Below are 17265 nucleotides of genomic sequence, written 5' to 3'. Positions count from 1 at the left end.
GAACCGGCATCTCCCACCCGGCAAAATCAACCATCTTGCCGCCCAACTCAACGTGAAGCCCAAAAAGCGGCGTGCGTCTAATCTCGGTCATCTTGGATACCTTTTCGTATCTATCGGTTTCGAACGCATTCCCGTCAGTCTGCCTCAAGTAGTCAATATTGCAACGATTCCGGTCAACTTGCGAACCGGCGCGCCGCCTGTGGGGCAAGTCTGTATACGGGCGTATGCATCCATTTCGTTCCTATAGGAAACTTTTTTCCGTTAGGCAACATTTGTCATTTGGCCTCTGCAAGGGTTTGCCGGTCAAAGCTTTGAACGCGACGATAACACCAGGCAAGCCGACTGCAATGGCCTGAAAAAACGGTATTTTGCCTGCACCTTATCGCGCCTGTCCGTCAAGTGACTGCACTGCGAGATCCAGCACCCTCAGCCCGGCGACAAGATCGCTTTCGGCGGTATCTTCGGCAAAATCGTGGCTGATACCGTTGATTGAGGGCACGAACAGCATCGCAACGGGCATCAGGCGCGACACGTTTGTGGCATCGTGCAACGCGCCCGACGGCATCCTGCGCCATTTGCCGGGGGCCACCTGTTCGGCCCCATGTTCCAGCGCCGCGCGCAGCGTTTGATCCATCGTGACGGGTTCCAACCCGAGCAAAGGGCCGTAGGTCAGCACCAAGTCCTGTTCGCTGGCTATTTCCTGCGCTGTGGTACGGATAATCTCCTCCATCCGCGACAGCCGATCCGGATCGCCATCGCGCCACTGCATCGAGAACCGCGCCCGACCCGGCACGATGGACGACGCATTGGGGTGAAGATCGACCCGCCCGATGGTCCAGACGGTTTGTGGTGTCACCACGTTGCGAAACCGTTCGTTGAGGCGCGTATTGAACAGTGACAACGCCTGAAACGCATCGCGGCGCAAATGCATCGGCGTGGTGCCCGCGTGATTCTGCTGCCCTTCGAAGGTGACCGACATGTCCCGGATGCCGACGATATCGGTGACGACACCGATCTGCTCGTTCGCTGCGTCCAGAGAGGGGCCCTGTTCGATATGCATCTCGACAAAGCCGCTGAACCGCGCGGGATCGACAAAACCCTGCGACAGGTCCGCCATGGAAGATCGGGCTTCGCCAAAGCTGACGCCGGCACCGTCGGTCAACACATCTGCCTTGTCCAGCGGCAGACCGCCGGACCAGACCGCCGAACCCGTGGTCACACCGAACCAGCCTTCTTCGTCCTGAAAACTGACGACCGAGATCGGCTGGTCGCTGGACCGCGCGATCTCGAGCGCGGCGATCACGCCGAGCGCGCCATCCAGCCAGCCGCCTTCGGGCTGGCTGTCGGAATGCGACCCCATGAGCAGAGAGCGACCGGGCGCCAACCCGAACAGGTTGCCGACCGGGTCGAAATGCGGTGTCAGACCTGCATCGGCCATACGGTCCGCCAGCCATTGGCGCGCAGCGATATCCGCCTTGGAATAGGCTGGTCGGATGACCCCTTTGCCCACACCTGAGGCACCGAATTCACGCAGCTTGTGCAGATCATCCAGAAAACGCGTGTGGTCGACGGCCATGAATCCCTCCGGGCGCAGTTGGTCAGGGCGACCATAGCCAGAAACCGGACAGCTGCGAATGTTTTTCCGGTGAGATCAAGAAACCCCTCTGGTCCCGGCAGGGAACCTGCCCTAAGACTTCGGCGCAAGAGGGAGCGACATGTCACATATCACATTGGTGCGCCACGGGCAGGCAAACACGACGGCGCGCGACGAAGCAAGCTATGACAAGCTGAGCGATCTGGGCCATCAACAGGCCCGCTGGCTGGGCGCGCATCTGCGTGACACCCGCAGCCACTATACACGCGTCTATTGTGGCACCCTGACCCGCCATACCGAGACGGTGACCAGCATGGGATTGGCTGATCCTGTCTGTGACGCACGGCTGAACGAGATCGAGTATTTCACCCTTGCACAGTTGTTCGAAGAACAGCACGGCGTCGAAATCCCGACCGATCGCGAGGGATTTGTCGAACACCTGCCCAAAACCTTCGCGGCCTGGGCCAGCGGAAAGATCGAGAACGCGCCGGAATCCTTCGATGCGTTCGAAGCCCGTGTTCGCGACGCGCTGCACGAGATCGGGACCGAGGGCGGACCGGCCATCGTCGTGACCTCAGGCGGGTTGATCTCGATGGTGGTGCGGCAGGCGATGGGGTTGGACATCCCGTCGATGGCGCGGGTGGCCCTTGCCATCATGAACACGTCGATGCATCGTCTGCACCCGATTGGCGCACAGCTGAGCCCGGTCCTGTTCAATGCGGTGCCGCATCTGGAAGCACCCGACCGGCAGTTCGCGCAAACCCACCTCTAACCAGATCGGAGATCCCCGATGCAGCTTTATTATGCACCCCGAACCATCTCGGTCGCTGTTGCGATTGCTCTGGAAGAGGCCGGGCTGGACTATGAAGCGATCAAGCTGGACTTTGCCGATGGGGAACAGACAAAACCAGCCTACAAGCAGATCAATCCCAAGGGGCGCGTTCCGGCGCTGGTGGTCGATGGCGGCATCCTGACCGAGACCGGCGCGTTGCTGGAATATATTGCGGTCAAGGCACCCGAGGCCGGGTTGGTACCAGCTGATCCGGTCATGGCCGCCCGCATGCGCGAGGTAATGTTCTATCTGGCCTCGACCATGCATGTGAACCACGCCCACAAGCTGCGCGGGCATCGCTGGGCCGACAAGAAATCCAGCTGGAAAGACATGACGGACAAGGTCTCGCAAACGATGACGGCATCTTGCGACTATATCTCGTCAAACGGGTTGCGCGGGCCGTTTGTTCTGGGGGACGCGTTCTCTCTGGCCGATGCCTATCTTTATGTGGTTTGCAGCTGGCTGGAAGGCGACGGCGTCGATGTCTCGGCATTCCCCAAAATTCTCGCCTTCCGCAAGGCGATGGAGGCACGGCCTTCGGTTCAGGCGGTGCGCGCTGCCGGGATGCTCTGACAAAAGGAAATAAGATGACACATCTCTGGGTCAGGGCGGAACAGCGCCCGAACGAGGAACGGGTGGGGCTGACACCCGAAGGGGCCGCGGCACTGATCGCCGCAGGTCTCCGCGTGACGGTTGAGGAAAGCCATGTCCGCGCCATTCCGATTGATGGCTACAAAGACGCCGGCTGTGCAATCGCGGCTGAGAATTCGTGGCCCGAAGCCCCGCTGGATGCGATCATCTTCGGCCTCAAAGAACTGCCCGAAGATGGCACCCCCCTGCCCCATCGCCACATCATGTTCGGCCACGCCTATAAGGGCCAGCATTCGGGTCGCGCGCTGCTGGAGCGGTTCAAGGCCGGGGGCGGTACGCTTTATGATCTGGAATATCTGGTGGGCGAAGACGGCCGCCGGGTTGCCGCCTTTGGCTATTGGGCTGGTTATGCAGGCGCTGCGGTAACGCTCAAGACATGGGCGGCGCAACAACGGGGCGAGGAATGCCCGCCGGTTGAGGTGTATGCAGGCAAAGACGTTCTGAACGCCGAATTGCTGGCCGAGTTGGACGCGACCAGAGCCCCACGCCCCCGCGCCATCGTCATTGGTGCACTGGGTCGCGTGGGTACGGGGGCCGCAGACCTGTGCGACGCGATGGGCGTCGACGTCACCAAATGGGACATGGCGGAAACCGCAAGCGGCGGGCCGTTTCCCGAAATTCTGGACCACGACCTGTTCCTGAACTGCATCTTCGCGCGCCCCGGAACCCCGGTCTTTGTTCCGCGTGAGGCGTTGACTGCCCCGCGCAACCTAACCGCCATCGGCGATGTCGCCTGTGACCCGGACAGTGATTACAACCCGGTGCCGGTCTATGACCGTGCAACCACATGGGACGCGCCTGCTTTGCGCGTGGCAACCGATCCGGTGATGGACGTGATGGCCATCGATAACCTGCCGTCGATGCTGCCGGTCGAAAGTTCGGAAGATTATGCGGCACAGCTTTTGCCGTCGCTTCTGACCCTGACCCATCTGGACAGCGGCGTCTGGGGTCGGGCAGAAGCAACTTACAAAACACATATCGAAGGGATCTGAGCGATGACGATTCACTGGTGTGGCACCGGCCTGTCGGCCATCCCCGGCCTGCGCCGTCTGATCGAGGGCGGTCACAAGGTCACCGTCTGGAACCGGACGATCGAAAAAGCCAAGGCCGAGGTTGGGGACCTGACCGACGATATCCGCGCCTCCGACATCGACGCACTGGGTGATGTGCTTGAGAAGGGCGACGTGATCGTGTCCATGCTGCCGGGCGACTGGCACGTGCCACTGGCGGAACTGGCGATCTCGAAACAGGCCAATTTCGTGTCGTCGTCTTACATCGCGCCCGAAATGCGCGCACTGGACGACAAGGCGCGCGAGGCCGGTGTGGCGCTGGTCAACGAAGTTGGTCTGGATCCGGGCATCGACCACCTGATGGCCCATGCACTGGTCGATGACTATCGCGCCTCGGATGCGTTCGATCCGCAAAACCACCTGAGCTTTATTTCGTATTGCGGTGGCATTCCCAAGATCCCGAACCCGTTCCGCTACAAGTTCAGCTGGTCGCCCTTGGGTGTGCTCAAGGCGCTGCGGTCGCCGTCGAAGTCGATCCGCGACTATGCCCCGCTGGACGTTGCCCGTCCGTGGGATGCGATCAGCAGCTATATCGCGCCGCTGCCAACGCCGGAAAGTTTCGAGGTCTATCCCAACCGCGACTCGATCCCGTTCAAGCCGCAGTACCAGTTCGAGGATCACTGGCCAGTCAGAGAATTCGTCCGCGGCACCCTGCGCCTGAACGGTTGGGCGGATGCGTGGTCGGATGTGTTCCGTGAAATCGAAACCCTGTCGGGCCCGGAAGGGGATGCGCGTCTGAAAGAGATGTCCGACCAGTTCTGGAGCGAAAACGCCTATGACGAAGGTGAGCCCGACCGCGTGGTGCTGTGTGTTGGATTGAAAGCCGAGAAAGACGGCGTCGAAGTCTGGCACAAGACCTATGTCATGGACGCCTGGGGCGACGAGCGCGGCACAGCAATGGCGCGTCTGGTTTCGATCCCGGTTTCACTTGCCGTCGAGGCCGTTATGAACCGCGCCATCCCGGCAGGTGTTCACGCAGCCCCAAGCGACCCAAAACTGGTACAAGGCTGGATGGCCGAGATCGACCGACTGGCCCAGCACTTGCAGATCGTGGATCATACGGCCTGATTGCACCAAAAAAGCCATTCCAGATACACCGGAATGGCTTCTATTGTTCTTCTTCAGGCATGGTAAACTCGTCTGGATTTCCCTGAAGGTGTCTTCAGATAAAGCGTTCGATGGTGTCTTCAACATCGCTGCGGTTGATGCCAAGCTCGGCCAGTTGATGGTCTGTCAGACCGTTCAGATGCTGGGCGGCGCGCACGATATCCGGGCTGATGGCACGAATACGCATGGCGCGATCAAACAGCAACAAGGCGCTGGCGGCCGGGGCCGGTTGATTGGTCGAGGGGATAAAGTCAAACATACTGATTACCTCACGCTAGGATTTCGAAACTTTCGGGTCACCGCTGATACGGCGCGTTGTGATACACGCTGTGATAAGCGCGCCGACGGATCTGCTCGCGGGAAATGCCGATATCGTTCAGCTGCATGTCGCTGAGCTTTTCCAGCTGCCGTACAGTTTTTGAGAAAATCTGACGTCGGAAATGTTCGACTTTTGCCTCGGCATATTTGGCAAACAGGCGGTCCAAGAGACCCTTATGAGTGTCAATCGTCTGTACATCAGTCATTGCTGGTTCCTCCGAAATTTGAATTGCTTGGGTGTGATAGCTTCAAATAAGGGAGGCCACCGTTAAGGTCGCCAGTCGGAAACATTAAGGTTTCTTGAGGTTGCGCGCGCAGGTGTTCACGGCCGGTCTGCCCCGCCTGTTCCCCATTTACGGCAGTGTCCGCGAAGCGGAAGGCGCATTGGCCTCGGTATCCGACGCTGGCGACCAACGCACAGGTCTGTTTTTGGGGTGAGGCCGTCGAGCGGCCTACATCAGATCGTTTTCCACGTCTTCCGCTGATATCCCCAGTGCATCCAGACCATTCTCAAGGTGGTCAGACATGTGCGGTGTTCCGATCAGGTAGTCTGCACAAGGGGTCGAAGCCTCGGACTTGGCGGTGGCGATGGCCTCGGCCAGATCTTCCGCGAAAAAGCTCTCGCGCCCGATCCACATGATGGCGACCAGTTCGGCCTGCTCGTCTTCGCTCATGCGGTCGATGAACGCCCGCAATTCGCCCTCGGCCCGGTTCAGCTCGCGGCCCATCATGGCGACCTGGGCGACTTTTCTTGCCGAGATTTCCAACATCTCTTCGACTCCTCGTGTTCGCGGTTGTTACGCCATCACAACCACCGACGGGGGCCCGCGTCTTTGATCTTGAACAAACAGGCTGGTCACTGCCCCACACGCGATACTGGATGATCAGGCACAGGTTCCTTGCGAAACGGACGGAAGGCAGCTTTTTTCAGCCACAACCTGAAGGCCTGCCATAAGATCAGCGCAAAAGTGCGCCGCGAACCGAATGGGCGACGCAGAAAAGACCAAAGGATCACCCGGCTGGTCAATGGCTGGCGCGGTCCGGTCAGTGTCGCGATCAACCCGCCACCCGCGCGCGTGTAGTCGATCCACACACCAACCCGATCCGGGCTGTAGTCGAAGCGGAACGTATAGCTGCCTTCAATCTTCTGGAAGGGCGAGACATGCATCACCTTTTCGGCCGCCAATCGGTCGGTTGGTTCGATGGTTGAAAAATCCGGCTTATGGCACAGATAACTGTGGCGCGTTCCAAAGGTGTTCGTCACCTCGGCCACCACGGCGTAAAGCTGATCATCGCGGTCAAAGCAAAACCAAAAACTGACGGGATTAAAAACGTGGCCCAGCACCCTTGGCTGGGTCAGCAGCATGACCTGCGCGGGTTGCGGAATGTCCATCTCGGCAAATCGCGCGCGCAGCCAGGCGGCACCATGGCCTTGACCTGGCTCTCCTCCGTGATCGCGGGTTCGCCAGTTGGTGACATTTGTCCGGTCCATTGAAAACAGAAAAGGCGTGGTTAACCGGGCTTCGGGATCAAACAGGATGTAATCGACAGAATACCGGAAGGCGTTGTCGATTGCCCCCTTGCGGCCGTGATAGGTGTGGCCTGCAACATGATCTATCGTTTTTGCCATCCGATGCCTTCTGGTCCTTGCATAACCGCCAGAGCAGTCGCGATTTCTTTTTTGCCGCTGGTGTTCATATTACGAGACTTGGCCGGGAGCGGATCAAAATGTTCCGATAAAGTGATCCGGCTTGGGACATGCGCCGTATTGTGGTTATGTTTACCCAGATCAATACAGCGACCTTGGACGGACCAGCGGTTGAAACACCCGCCCCTCAATCTTGGCGCATCAACAAACGCATCAAGGGTAGGCGGGTGAACGACATCAACGGCAAGCGCGAGACCAGGGCCGAATGGGTGGACCACGTCAGACGCATCCGGGATGCGCAGGATCAGGCGGCATTTGCCGAGCTGTTCCAGCACTTCGCGCCGCGTATCAAGGCGTTCCTGATGAAGTCAGGGGCGGATGCCGCCATGGCAGAAGAATGCGCACAAGAGGTGATGGCGACCTTGTGGCACAAGGCCCACCTGTTCGACCCGACGCGTGCCACCGTGGCCACATGGGTGTTCACCATCGCACGGAACAAGCGCATTGACGTGCTGCGCAAGCAACGCCGCCCTGAACCCGAAGATCTGGGTTGGGGGCCCGAGGCTGAGCCCGATCAGGATGACGTCATCGCGCTGCAACAGGAAACCGCGCAACTGCGCACCGCCTTGAAAGCGTTGCCGGATGCACAGCGGGACCTGATCGAGAAGGCATATTTCGGCGACCTGAGTCACCGGGAAATCGCATCGCAGACCGGGTTGCCGCTGGGAACGATCAAATCACGGATACGGCTGGCGCTGGACCGCCTGCGCCACGCGATGAACTGAGATGAGTAAAATGAGCAAGTTGATCAAACATCACCTGACAGATGACCTGCTGATGGCTTATGCCGCAGGCAGCCTGCCCGAAGCCTTCAACCTGATGGTCGCCACGCATCTGTCCCTGTGCGACCACTGCCGTGCGCGCGCCGAAAGCTATGACGCCATTGGCGGGCAAGTTCTGGACGAGCAGAGTGAGGGTGCCAGCATGAGTGAAACTTCCCTGGCGGCCACGATGGCTTTGATCGCCCAGGGCGCACCAGCGCCCAAGCCCGTTCGCCCGGGATGTGCAGTTCTGCCAGCCCCGTTGCAGGATTACGTGGGCGGAACAGTCAAGGACATCCGCTGGAGGTCGATAGGTATGGGCGTCAAACAGGCGATCCTGCCGACCACCAAAGACGCCACCGCCCGCTTGCTTTTCATTCCGGCCGGTGCTGCCGTGCCGGATCATGGCCACAACGGCATGGAGCTGACAATGGTTCTGCAAGGGGCTTTCTCGGACGAGGTTGACCATTTTGCCCGTGGCGATGTTGAAATCGCTGACGAGGATCTGGAACACACACCTGTCGCGGATATCTCGGAAGACTGCATATGCCTGGCGGTTACGGATGCGCCGCTGAAATTCAACAAGCTGATGCCGCGCCTTTTCCAACCCTTTCTGCGTATCTGAACGCTTGCAGGCACTGGTCCATCAGAACCGGCCCGGTGCCGGTTCAGTTCTTCAACAGGATGTTCAGCCTTCGTGACGTGCCAGTGGCACAACCTCTGTTTCAGTATCGGGCGCGATTTCTTCGAAGTCGAAATTATCCAGCCGCTGCGCCCGGCGGCCGGCCTTTTCGGCACTGATCTTGATTTCCGAGATATCCTTGGCCGCCTGCCCGAAGTGACGGTCGAGGTTTGAAACGCGGTCGCCCAGACGGTCCACGTCTTTGTGCAGCAATCCCAGTTCTTTGCGGATCGCACCGGCCTGTTCACGCATGCGCGCATCTTTCAGGATCGCCCGCATCGTGTTCAGCGTGGCCATACAGGTGGTGGGCGAGACGATCCAGACCCTTGCGGCAAACCCTTCGCGCACCACATCGGGCAGGCGGGCGTGCAGCTCGGCATAGATCGCTTCGGACGGGACGAACATCAGGGCACCGTCAGCGGTTTCCCCGTCGAGGATGTATTTCTCGGAAATCGCCTTGATATGCACTTTCACGGCAGCACCAAAAGCCCGCAGGCATCTTTCAACATCTGCCTTGGTCTGCGCGGCGGCAAGTGCTTCGAAATCCTCAAGCGGGAATTTCGCGTCAATCACGATCGGGCCGGGTGGGTTCGGCAGATGCACCAGGCAATCCGCGCGCCTGCCGTTCGACAAGGTGGCTTGCAGCGAATAGCTGTCCGCGGGCAGCGCCTTGGACACGATATCGTTCAGCTGAATCTCACCAAACATCCCGCGCCGCTGCTTGTTCGACAGGATATCCTGAAGGCTGAGAACATCGCCCGACAGTTTCGTGATATTGTCCTGCGCCTTGTCGATGGCGGCCAGACGTTCCTGCAGCTGCGTCAGTGATGTCGCCGTCTGTTTTGACGAACCGTGCAGGGTTTCCTTCATCCGTTCCTGCATCTCGGCCAGCGCGCGCGCCGATTTCATCGCGTTGTCCGCCAGCCGGTCATTCATCTGCTGCTGAACCGAGGACAAGCGTGCCTCGACCGTCTGGATCACCTGCACCTGCGCGTTGGCCTGCGTGTCCGAGACATGCTGCAAGCCGCCGCGCAACTGTTCCTGCCCCTGCCCCAGCTGCTGCACATGCTGACCCAGAAGCGCCATCTGCCGCGCCAGCGGTTCCGCCATCCGGGCCGAGCGATTGGCGGCGCGCAACGACAGGAACAGCAGCAGCAGGATCAGCGCAACTGTTCCGCCCACGATAAGAACAACCGGGTCATCCAATGCATATTCTGTTCCTGCAATCTTGATCATGTCGCCTCGGATGTTCTTGTTTTATTCTTACTAACCTGCAGTGGCCAATGGATCAACTGCGCCCGAACAGGCGTTCGATGTCGCTTAGCTTCAGTTCCACATATGTGGGTCGCCCGTGATTGCACTGGCCGGAATGCGGCGTGGCCTCCATCTCGCGCAGCAGGGCATTCATTTCCTCGGCCCGCATCCGACGACCGGACCGGACCGAGCCGTGGCAGGCAACCCGACTGAGGATCGCCTCGATCCTTGCCTGCACCATCTGGCTTTCGCCCTGATCGGCCAGTTCGTCGAGGATATCAAGGATCATCGCGCGCGCATCGACCTCGCCCAGAATGGCCGGGGTTTCGCGCACGGCAATGGCGCCTCCGCCAAAGGGTTCGATGGTCAGCCCCAAACGGGACAGATCATCACGGACAGCCATCAGACGAGCGCAATCACCTTCGGACAACTCAACAATCTCGGGGATCAACAGGGCCTGCGCCGCGACTCCCGTCTCGGCCATTTGTGTTTTCAGCTTCTCATAGACCAGCCGTTCATGCGCGGCGTGCTGATCAACGATCACCATTCCATCGGCAGTCTGGGCGATGATGTAGTTTTCATGCACCTGCCCGCGCGCAGCACCCAGCGGAAGATTCTGCGGATCGGGCTCCTGACCCTGCGAAGCGGGTGCGACCGGGATCGGATCGACAATGCTGCCGCTGTAATCATGCGCCAGTTCCGCAAAACCCGGAGCCTGCGCGCGGTACGCGGCCTGGCGCGCCACGGGCGACGGGCGATCCATCTGATAGACCCGCGCTGGTGCGGACTGCGCGGGTTCCGGTCGCATCGCACCCAGGGTCGCATTGGCCACGGTCGAGGACGCGCGATGCCCGGCCTCTGCCAATGCGTGGCGCAGGCTGGACACGATAAGCCCGCGCGCAACGCCCGGATCGCGGAACCGGACCTCGGACTTGGCAGGGTGAACGTTCACGTCAACCAATGTCGGGTCGCAGTCGATGAACAATGCCGCCGCCGGGTGACGGTCCCGGCTGAGGAAATCGAAATAAGCCGCCCGCAAAGCACCGGTCAGCATCTTGTCGCGCACGGGACGCCCGTTGACAAAAAGGTACTGCGCCACCGCAGCGCCACGGGAATAGGTCGGCAGGGCCGCATAGCCAAAAAGCCTGAGACCTTCGCGCGTGGCATCAATCCGCAGCGCATTCTCGGCGAATTCGCGCCCGATCACACGGGCAAGACGGGCGTGCAGGGCGTCAAACAGGTCGCCATTCTCGCGATCCGCGCGGAAGATCACGCGGCCTTCGCCACCGCCCGAGACATCGCGCAGGGTAAATGTGACGGATGGTTCGGCCATCGCCAGCCGTTTCACCATGTCCGTGATCGCCTGCGCCTCGGCCCGGTCGGTGCGCATGAATTTCAGCCGGGCGGGGGTGGCGAAGAACAGATCGCGCAGCTCGACCACCGTGCCCGCGCGCAGGGCTGCAGGCTTGACCGAACCCGTCTTGCCACCTGCAACATGGATCTGCGCCGCGTCCGCACCGGGCACGCGACTGGTTATGGTCAGGCGTCCGACAGCCCCCAACGAGGGCAAGGCTTCGCCTCGAAACCCGAAGGTGTGGATATTCAGCAGGTCCGATCCGTCGATCTTTGATGTGGCGTGGCGCGACAGGGCAAGCGGCAAATCTTGGGCCGGGATACCGCAGCCATCGTCGGTCACGCGGATCAGTGTCTTTCCCCCGTCGGCGATTTCGACGGCTACACGCGCGGCCCCGGCATCAAGTGCATTCTCGACCAGTTCCTTGACCGCCGAGGCCGGGCGTTCCACCACTTCACCCGCCGCAATACGGTTGATGGCAGCATCGTCAAGCTGTCTGATCACGGGGCGATTTTCGCTGATATTGGGGTTTGTTTGCGCCATACCCCTAGACCTAGCACAACCGCGCACGATTCTGCCACCGGTTTGAGCATGCCTTCTGATCGGAAAGGGGCGCCCGGATGGCCGTGAATGAATCCCCATTCCGTACCATCCGGGCCTACCAGAGTGAGTGGTGTGTTCAGCTAATCAATGGGCAGCCTCTAGCACGAGACTTCCCAAAAATCTGCTTAAGATTAACCTTAACGGTATCTGGGCAGAGTTTGGCCGATGACGCATGGGCATCTGCGGCAGGAAAATGCCGTCTCAGGCTGATGTCTGAACACCAACACGTGTGCGGCATGGGCCAAACATGGCCGCCAGTGCCAGGATCAGCCCGGACATCGTTGCGATCATCCCCGCCGCACTGACCGCATCCGCTGCACCCAGCCACAGGGGCCCGTAGCCTGCTATCACATACCCCGTCACGGCGGAGGTTATAGCGATCACGACACTCCAGCCAATCTGTGCCTCAAGCCGGTTGGTCAGCATCCGCGCAGCTGCCGGAGGGCAGATAAACATCGCGATCACGATGATCGAGCCCACAGCGTCAAAAGCGGCAACCGCCGCGATAGCCGCAGTGATGACGAGCGCCATGCCCAGAAGTCCCGTGCGAATACCGATCGTGCGGGCGAAACCTTCGTCAAAGGTGGATATTTTCAGCGGCCGCCAGAACAGCCATGTGAACAGCATCACACCCACCAGTGTCAGCGCAATACGGGGCAGTTCCGGGGGCAATCCGGCAAGGGCATGAGCGTCCAGCAACGAGGACCACCCGGTCGCGTCCAGCCAGATCAGGCTTTCGAGATTGCCGTAAAGCGCATGTTCCACATCCAGATGCACGGTTGACGTATCCGTCTGCTCAAGCAGCAGAACGCCTGCTGCGAACATGGTGGTAAAGACCACGCCCATGGCGGCCCCGGGTTCGATCTGCCCCAGTCGGCGAATGGCCTCGATCAGGACAACAGCCAGAACCGCGGCCCCAGCCGCACCCAACATCATCGGCCAGGTGGATATGGCACCTGTCAGCAGAAACGCAACAACGATACCCGGCAGCACTACATGGCTGATCGCATCGCCGATCAGCGCCTGTTTTCGCAACACAAGAAAGTTGCCGGGCAAGGCACAGGCGATGGCCGCAAATGTTCCGATCAGCAGCGGCGTCAGAGACAGCGGAACGAATTCTTCACCACTCATGCCGGTATCCCCTGCGGTCCGCCAATCTGGCGGTCGATCTCATCAATCTGGTCGCGTGTCAGAACGGTCTCGATATCACGCAACCCGTCATAGAGCGCAGCTGTCGCCTCGTGCGCCTGATCGGCGCGCACGATTTCCCATCGCTTTTCATCCCGCAGGGCCTTGGCCGCGCGGGCCTTGCCGGTGTCCGTCGCCACGCCATCCGCCCGGACCAGCCCGGCACGCCGCAGCAAACGCAGGGTCAGGGGTTCATAGATCTTCTGCCCTTGTGCCAGCGCCAGAAGTCCCTGACGAATATGCACCCGGCGCTGAAACCGCAGATGCCGCAGCACCGCCGCCAGAACGCCACGCATCGGGGCGAAGAAGAGGGAGGCGAGGAAAAAGGCAAAGCTGACCAGTACGATGATCGGGCCGGTTGGAAGATTGGGCGCAGATGCGGATATGGCAGCGCCGATAAATCCGGCTAGTCCACCTGCCAACCCGGCCAGCAGAACAACGCGTTCCGAGCGGTCAGACCAGAACCGGGCGGTCACCGCCGGAATGATCAGCAACGCCACGATCAGGATCAGGCCGACGATTTTCAGACCGACCACGGTCACGGCCATGACCAGCCCCATCATGGCCAGGTCGATACGATGCACTGGCAACCCGCGCGCCGCTGCGTATTCGGGATCGAATGCGACAAGGGTCATCGGACGGCGGATGATCAGCACCAGCGCCAACGTCAAGGCGCCACCAAGTGCGATGATCACCGCATCGGCCCACAGCATTCCGGCGGTTGAACCCAACAGGAAACCTTCCAGCCCGGCCTGACGGCCAACCCCCATGGTTTGGATGACCGTCAGCAGCACGATCCCAAAGCCGAAGAACACAGACAGGACCGCACCGATCGCGGCGTCCTCGGCCAGTCGGGTGCGCCGTGTCAGCCAGTTCATGCACAACAGACCAACCCAGGCTGAAATGGCGGACCCCACCAACAGGCCCGGCAGGTTGCGCCCGTCCCCACCCAGCGCGACCAGCACCATGAAAGCGATACAGACGCCCGGCAGGGTTGCATGGCTGATTGCGTCGCTGACAAGGGCGCGCTTGCGCAGAAACAGGAAGGTCCCTGTCACGCCCGCCGACACGCCAAGCAATGTCGCACCGATGGCAACCAGCGTGGCGTTATAGCCAAGCTGAAGGGTCAGAGCATCCCAAAGCATGAACTATCCCAGCGCGCGTGAAATCTGATCGATCTGGGCCGTTGCCAACCTGCCACCATAGGCCGATTGCAGCGTTTCCGCCGTGAAGGCCTCGGCCACCGGCCCTTCGGCCACCTTGCGAGTGTTGATCAGGAAAACGTGGTCGAAATAGTCGGTCACGGTGGCCAGATCATGATGCACGACAACGACTGTCTTACCGGCCTCTTTCAGGGATTTCAGCACCGCGATGATGGCTTTTTCGGTAGCAGCGTCGACACCGGCAAACGGCTCGTCCAGCAGGTACAGATCAGCATCCTGAGCCAGAGCACGCGCCAGAAACACACGCTGTTGCTGGCCACCGGACAGCTGGCCTATCTGGCGATCCGCGAAATCGCGCATTCCGACACGGTTCAGGCAATCCATCGCACGGGCCTTGTGGCGCGCGCGCAAGCGGCCCAACAGGCCCAGTTCACGCGACAGACCCATCAGAACCACGTCGATCACACGTGTCGGGAAATCCCAGTCCACGCTGGCACGCTGGGGAACATAGGCAACACGTGCGCGTTGCGAATTCAGCGGCTGACCAAATACGGTCACCTGCCCCGACAATGGCGTAACGATGCCCAGCGCCGCCTTGAGCAGCGTTGACTTTCCAGCACCGTTCGGCCCGATAATGGCGGTCATCGCGCCGGGCGTTACCGTCATATCAACCGAAAAGACCGCTGGCTTCTGCCCGTAGGAAACCGTCAGACCCCGCACAGCCAGAGGGCTGTTATCCAGGTTTTGTTCCTGGACCGTCACACCTTCGTTGCTGATCAGCCCCAGCATCTCTCAGAACCCTGCTGACAGTTTGCCGTTCATGCCGCGATCGGGAACTTCTCCGCCCAATGCGCCTGCGATGACGGTGATATTGTGATCCAGCATCCCGATATAAGTGCCTTCGTAAGTGCCATCCTCGCCCATGGCGTCCGAGAACAACTCGCCCCCGACCTTCACCTCGTGCCCTTTGGCTGCGGCCCCTTCGATCAGCGCGCGGATCGACCGGTCAGAAACCGAGCTTTCGACGAAGACCGCCGTGATCCGGCGATCAACCAACAGGTCAACCAGCTCTCCGATCCGGTTCAGGCCCGCCTCGGATTGGGTCGAGATGCCCTGAATGCCCAGAACCTCGAACCCGAAACTTTCACCGAAATAGCCAAAGGCGTCGTGGGCTGTGACCAGAACCTTGTTGTGGTCCGGTACCGAAGACAGGGTTTTCTCGGCATAGGCCGTCAGACGGTCTATGTCGGCCAGATGGGCTTGTGCATTCGCGGCAAAAACCTCGGCGGCTTCGGGGCGTGCCTCCGTCAGCGCGCGCTGCACTTCCAGAACAACCTCGCGCCACAGCGCGGGTGTCATCCAGACATGCGGATCATACTTGTCGGCATAATCATCATGCGCACGCAGCATGGACTGATCTACGCCTTCTGCAACCGCAATGACGGTCCGTTTCCGCACGAGGTCATGAAAGAAGTCTTCCATTTGCGCTTCGAGATACAGGCCGTGCCACAGAACCAGGTCTGCCCGTGTCATCGCAACAATATCGCTGCGCGTCTGGCGATAGGCATGGGGATCAACGCCGGGGCCCATAAGCCCTCTGACCTCAACCAGATCACCGCCGACCTGACGGGCCGCATCTGCAATCATGCCCGTCGTGGCCACCACTTTCAGCGGTGCCCCGGCAAAAGCCATGGCTGGCACCGAAAGGGCCAGAGCCAAAAATGCAAGGCAATGCCGACGAATCATTTCCAACCTCGATTTGGATACGTGTTGGATCAAATATGAGAACCATTCGCAACTAAGTCAACGCTAATGAGAATTATTCGCAAGAAAACCTCTGTTATTTGTCCAAATGGTCAAAAATATTCGATCATTGCGCCGGAACACCTTCCATTCCCGGGCCACCCGTGCGATTTTGTCGCAAACCTCCCAAAGGACGTAACCATGGATACGCAGAGCTCAGAAAGCCCCGTGCGCACCGCGCATCTGCCGCAAGTGACCGAACCCCGGAACCCCGGAATGGAACTGGATCTGGACTGGGTGCGCGCCGTTCAGGCCAATACTTCCGCGATTGAACGCCGTGCGGCCACATTGCCGGGCCGCCGTTCGGTCAAGAAGGAATATCAGGCTGCGTGGCTGCTGAAAGCCATCACGATGATCGACCTAACCACGCTGTCGGGCGATGATACGGTGGGCCGTGTGCGCCGCCTGTGTGCAAAGGCCCGTCAGCCGGTTGCGCCTTCAGTCCTTCAGGCGCTGGACATGCCGCCGATCACGACCGGGGCGGTTTGTGTCTATCACGACATGATCGAAACCGCCGTGGACGCCCTGAAAGGCACTGGCATTCCGGTCGCTGCCGTGTCCACCGGCTTTCCCGCCGGCCTGTCCCCGTTCCATCTGCGCGTGGCCGAGATCGAGGAAAGCGTGAAGGCCGGGGCCGAGGAAATCGACATCGTAATCTCGCGCCGTCACGTGCTGTCGGGGGACTGGCAGGCCCTGTATGATGAGATGAAGGCGTTCCGCGTGGCTTGTGGCGATGCCCATGTCAAAGCCATTCTTGCGACCGGAGAATTGGGTAGCCTGCGCAATGTTGCGCGCGCCTCGCTGGTGTGCATGATGGCCGGGGCGGATTTCATCAAGACCTCGACCGGCAAGGAAAGCGTCAACGCCACCCTGCCCGTGTCGCTGGTGATGATCCGCGCGATCCGCGATTACTATGACCGCACCGGATATCGGGTCGGCTACAAGCCTGCAGGTGGTATTTCGAAAGCCAAGGACGCGCTGGTTTATCTGTCGCTGATCAAGGACGAGCTGGGTGACCGCTGGCTGGAACCGGATCTGTTCCGCTTTGGCGCCTCATCGTTACTGGGCGATATCGAGCGGCAGTTGGAACACTATGTCACCGGGGCTTACTCGGCTGGTTACAGACACTCGATGGGCTGAGCCCGCGGATATGTCTGGACAGTGAGTATTTGGGAAA

At 60.2% G+C, this 17265-nt stretch carries 18 protein-coding genes; 7 read left to right on the top strand and 11 right to left on the bottom strand.

All coding sequences use genetic code 11. The features are described from left to right. Positions 1–379 precede the first annotated feature (379 nt). Positions 380–1576: a Zn-dependent hydrolase gene (locus ACR0CE_RS17680; RefSeq protein ID WP_480833354.1), complete on the bottom strand. Its 1197-nt coding sequence runs from the start codon at positions 1574–1576 to the stop codon at positions 380–382. Positions 1577–1715: 139 nt separating this feature from the next. Here ACR0CE_RS17680 and ACR0CE_RS17675 point away from each other — a divergent pair, with 139 nt between their 5' ends. Genes ACR0CE_RS17675 through ACR0CE_RS17660 form a run of 4 tightly spaced genes read left to right on the top strand, consistent with a single transcriptional unit; the run spans position 1716 to position 5215 of the window. Then, positions 1716–2366 carry a histidine phosphatase family protein gene (locus tag ACR0CE_RS17675; RefSeq protein ID WP_480489466.1) on the top strand — a complete coding sequence of 217 codons (651 nt, stop codon included), beginning with the start codon at positions 1716–1718 and terminating at the stop codon, positions 2364–2366. Positions 2367–2384: 18 nt separating this feature from the next. Beyond that, the gene (locus ACR0CE_RS17670) at positions 2385–2999 is read left to right on the top strand and encodes a glutathione S-transferase family protein (protein WP_480833353.1); all 615 of its coding nucleotides are present in this window, start codon (positions 2385–2387) and stop codon (positions 2997–2999) included. A 14-nt stretch (positions 3000–3013) separates the two neighbouring features. Then, positions 3014–4069, top strand: a complete 1056-nt coding sequence (locus ACR0CE_RS17665) for a saccharopine dehydrogenase (RefSeq protein ID WP_480833352.1) — start codon at positions 3014–3016, stop codon at positions 4067–4069. Positions 4070–4072: 3 nt separating this feature from the next. After that, positions 4073–5215, top strand: a complete 1143-nt coding sequence (locus ACR0CE_RS17660; RefSeq protein WP_480833351.1) for a saccharopine dehydrogenase family protein — start codon at positions 4073–4075, stop codon at positions 5213–5215. Between the two features lie 94 nt (positions 5216–5309). Here ACR0CE_RS17660 and ACR0CE_RS17655 read toward each other — a convergent pair whose 3' ends face one another. The 4 genes from ACR0CE_RS17655 to ACR0CE_RS17640 all read right to left on the bottom strand — a co-directional run bounded on the left by ACR0CE_RS17655 (position 5310) and on the right by ACR0CE_RS17640 (position 7202). Next, the gene (locus tag ACR0CE_RS17655) at positions 5310–5513 is read right to left on the bottom strand and encodes a DUF1127 domain-containing protein (RefSeq protein ID WP_480833350.1); all 204 of its coding nucleotides are present in this window, start codon (positions 5511–5513) and stop codon (positions 5310–5312) included. Positions 5514–5550: 37 nt separating this feature from the next. After that, the gene (locus ACR0CE_RS17650) at positions 5551–5778 is read right to left on the bottom strand and encodes a DUF1127 domain-containing protein (protein WP_480833349.1); all 228 of its coding nucleotides are present in this window, start codon (positions 5776–5778) and stop codon (positions 5551–5553) included. 246 nt (positions 5779–6024) lie between these two features. Continuing rightward, positions 6025–6342 carry a DUF3775 domain-containing protein gene (locus ACR0CE_RS17645; protein WP_209505065.1) on the bottom strand — a complete coding sequence of 106 codons (318 nt, stop codon included), beginning with the start codon at positions 6340–6342 and terminating at the stop codon, positions 6025–6027. Between the two features lie 86 nt (positions 6343–6428). Further along, a complete protein-coding gene (locus tag ACR0CE_RS17640; RefSeq protein WP_209505066.1) occupies positions 6429–7202 on the bottom strand; it encodes a DUF1365 domain-containing protein in 774 nt (257 codons plus the stop codon). Between the two features lie 146 nt (positions 7203–7348). Here ACR0CE_RS17640 and ACR0CE_RS17635 point away from each other — a divergent pair, with 146 nt between their 5' ends. Together ACR0CE_RS17635 and ACR0CE_RS17630 are read left to right on the top strand one after the other, a co-directional pair. Next, positions 7349–8005, top strand: coding sequence for a sigma-70 family RNA polymerase sigma factor (locus ACR0CE_RS17635; protein WP_480482905.1), 657 nt, complete (start codon positions 7349–7351; stop codon positions 8003–8005). A gap of 10 nt (positions 8006–8015) precedes the next feature. Continuing rightward, positions 8016–8666, top strand: coding sequence for a ChrR family anti-sigma-E factor (locus ACR0CE_RS17630; RefSeq protein WP_480833348.1), 651 nt, complete (start codon positions 8016–8018; stop codon positions 8664–8666). A 63-nt stretch (positions 8667–8729) separates the two neighbouring features. Here ACR0CE_RS17630 and ACR0CE_RS17625 read toward each other — a convergent pair whose 3' ends face one another. From ACR0CE_RS17625 to ACR0CE_RS17600, 6 genes are all read right to left on the bottom strand, one after another. Then, positions 8730–9959 (bottom strand): DNA recombination protein RmuC, encoded by a 1230-nt coding sequence (locus tag ACR0CE_RS17625; protein ID WP_209505068.1) that lies wholly within the window; start codon positions 9957–9959, stop codon positions 8730–8732. 52 nt (positions 9960–10011) lie between these two features. Next, positions 10012–11874 (bottom strand): DNA mismatch repair endonuclease MutL, encoded by a 1863-nt coding sequence (gene mutL / locus ACR0CE_RS17620; protein WP_480833347.1) that lies wholly within the window; start codon positions 11872–11874, stop codon positions 10012–10014. A 261-nt stretch (positions 11875–12135) separates the two neighbouring features. Then, the gene (locus ACR0CE_RS17615; RefSeq protein WP_480833346.1) at positions 12136–13065 is read right to left on the bottom strand and encodes a metal ABC transporter permease; all 930 of its coding nucleotides are present in this window, start codon (positions 13063–13065) and stop codon (positions 12136–12138) included. After that, positions 13062–14267 (bottom strand): metal ABC transporter permease, encoded by a 1206-nt coding sequence (locus tag ACR0CE_RS17610; protein ID WP_480833345.1) that lies wholly within the window; start codon positions 14265–14267, stop codon positions 13062–13064. Before ACR0CE_RS17610 ends, ACR0CE_RS17615 begins: the two co-directional genes overlap by 4 nt. A gap of 3 nt (positions 14268–14270) precedes the next feature. Continuing rightward, positions 14271–15074 (bottom strand): metal ABC transporter ATP-binding protein, encoded by an 804-nt coding sequence (locus ACR0CE_RS17605; RefSeq protein WP_480833344.1) that lies wholly within the window; start codon positions 15072–15074, stop codon positions 14271–14273. Positions 15075–15077: 3 nt separating this feature from the next. After that, positions 15078–16031, bottom strand: a complete 954-nt coding sequence (locus ACR0CE_RS17600) for a metal ABC transporter solute-binding protein, Zn/Mn family (RefSeq protein ID WP_480833343.1) — start codon at positions 16029–16031, stop codon at positions 15078–15080. A 198-nt stretch (positions 16032–16229) separates the two neighbouring features. Here ACR0CE_RS17600 and deoC point away from each other — a divergent pair, with 198 nt between their 5' ends. Then, on the top strand, positions 16230–17228 hold the full coding sequence (deoC, locus tag ACR0CE_RS17595; RefSeq protein WP_480474226.1) for a deoxyribose-phosphate aldolase: 999 nt from the start codon (positions 16230–16232) through the stop codon (positions 17226–17228). The last annotated feature ends 37 nt before the right edge of the window (positions 17229–17265 follow it).

The sequence above is a fragment of the Ruegeria sp. L11 genome, assembly GCF_056531755.1.
This window is presented reverse-complemented; position numbering and strand designations above follow the sequence as displayed.

Coding starts and splice junctions, on each gene's coding strand:
- ACR0CE_RS17660 (WP_480833351.1), top strand. CDS start 4,073: ATGACGATTCACTGGTGTGGCACCGGCCTGTCGGCCATCCCCGGCCTG.
- ACR0CE_RS17645 (WP_209505065.1), bottom strand. CDS start 6,342: ATGTTGGAAATCTCGGCAAGAAAAGTCGCCCAGGTCGCCATGATGGGC.
- ACR0CE_RS17610 (WP_480833345.1), bottom strand. CDS start 14,267: ATGCTTTGGGATGCTCTGACCCTTCAGCTTGGCTATAACGCCACGCTG.
- mutL (WP_480833347.1), bottom strand. CDS start 11,874: ATGGCGCAAACAAACCCCAATATCAGCGAAAATCGCCCCGTGATCAGA.
- ACR0CE_RS17675 (WP_480489466.1), top strand. CDS start 1,716: ATGTCACATATCACATTGGTGCGCCACGGGCAGGCAAACACGACGGCG.
- ACR0CE_RS17600 (WP_480833343.1), bottom strand. CDS start 16,031: ATGATTCGTCGGCATTGCCTTGCATTTTTGGCTCTGGCCCTTTCGGTG.
- ACR0CE_RS17630 (WP_480833348.1), top strand. CDS start 8,016: ATGAGCAAGTTGATCAAACATCACCTGACAGATGACCTGCTGATGGCT.
- ACR0CE_RS17670 (WP_480833353.1), top strand. CDS start 2,385: ATGCAGCTTTATTATGCACCCCGAACCATCTCGGTCGCTGTTGCGATT.
- ACR0CE_RS17635 (WP_480482905.1), top strand. CDS start 7,349: ATGTTTACCCAGATCAATACAGCGACCTTGGACGGACCAGCGGTTGAA.
- ACR0CE_RS17605 (WP_480833344.1), bottom strand. CDS start 15,074: ATGCTGGGGCTGATCAGCAACGAAGGTGTGACGGTCCAGGAACAAAAC.
- ACR0CE_RS17640 (WP_209505066.1), bottom strand. CDS start 7,202: ATGGCAAAAACGATAGATCATGTTGCAGGCCACACCTATCACGGCCGC.
- ACR0CE_RS17625 (WP_209505068.1), bottom strand. CDS start 9,959: ATGATCAAGATTGCAGGAACAGAATATGCATTGGATGACCCGGTTGTT.
- deoC (WP_480474226.1), top strand. CDS start 16,230: ATGGATACGCAGAGCTCAGAAAGCCCCGTGCGCACCGCGCATCTGCCG.
- ACR0CE_RS17665 (WP_480833352.1), top strand. CDS start 3,014: ATGACACATCTCTGGGTCAGGGCGGAACAGCGCCCGAACGAGGAACGG.
- ACR0CE_RS17680 (WP_480833354.1), bottom strand. CDS start 1,576: ATGGCCGTCGACCACACGCGTTTTCTGGATGATCTGCACAAGCTGCGT.
- ACR0CE_RS17650 (WP_480833349.1), bottom strand. CDS start 5,778: ATGACTGATGTACAGACGATTGACACTCATAAGGGTCTCTTGGACCGC.
- ACR0CE_RS17615 (WP_480833346.1), bottom strand. CDS start 13,065: ATGAGTGGTGAAGAATTCGTTCCGCTGTCTCTGACGCCGCTGCTGATC.
- ACR0CE_RS17655 (WP_480833350.1), bottom strand. CDS start 5,513: ATGTTTGACTTTATCCCCTCGACCAATCAACCGGCCCCGGCCGCCAGC.